This window comes from Rhodococcus sp. O3 (assembly GCF_048897285.1).
In the GTDB taxonomy this organism is placed as follows: Bacteria; Actinomycetota; Actinomycetes; order Mycobacteriales; family Mycobacteriaceae; genus Rhodococcus.
Genome location: NZ_JBMBTE010000322.1, coordinates 1 through 528, shown reverse-complemented (window position 1 = coordinate 528; position 528 = coordinate 1). Strand labels below are relative to the sequence as shown.

At 72.5% G+C, this 528-nt stretch carries 1 protein-coding gene; it reads right to left on the bottom strand.

Annotation, left to right across the window (positions count from 1 at the left end; all coding sequences use genetic code 11):
• On the bottom strand, window positions 1–528 hold a 528-nt coding region (locus ACN675_RS29240; RefSeq protein ID WP_420754130.1), incomplete at both ends, for a serine/threonine-protein kinase.

Below are 528 nucleotides of genomic sequence, written 5' to 3'. Positions count from 1 at the left end.
TCGGTGGGCAGTGCCATCTCGTCGACCGGGAAACCGTGGCGGCGCTGCAGCAGCCGCAGCTCCTCACCGAACTCGGCGGCGGTGGCCGGACGCCGGTCCGGGGTCCGGGCCATCGCCCGCGCGATCGCCTCGGCCACGTCCTCGGGGATCCCGTGTTCCCGCAGGTCGGGTACCGGTTGCGTGGTGATCCGCAGGAACTGCGCGACCACCTGCTCCCCGCTGAGCCGTTCGAACGCGGCGTGGCCGGTCAGCGCGCTGAACACGGTGGCACCGAGGCCGTAGACGTCGGCCGCCGGGACGGGTGGATCCCCGGCCAGCACCTCCGGCGCGGTGTAGGCCGGCGACCCGGTCACGGTGCCGGTGGCGGTGCGGAAACCACCGGCGATCTGCGCGATACCGAAGTCGGCCAGCTGGGGCTCGTCGTAGTCGGTGAGCAGAATGTTCGCGGGTTTGACGTCGCGGTGCACGATCCCGAGCCGGTGCGCCGACTCGATCGCGCCGGCCATCTTCACCCCGAGCCGCAGTGCC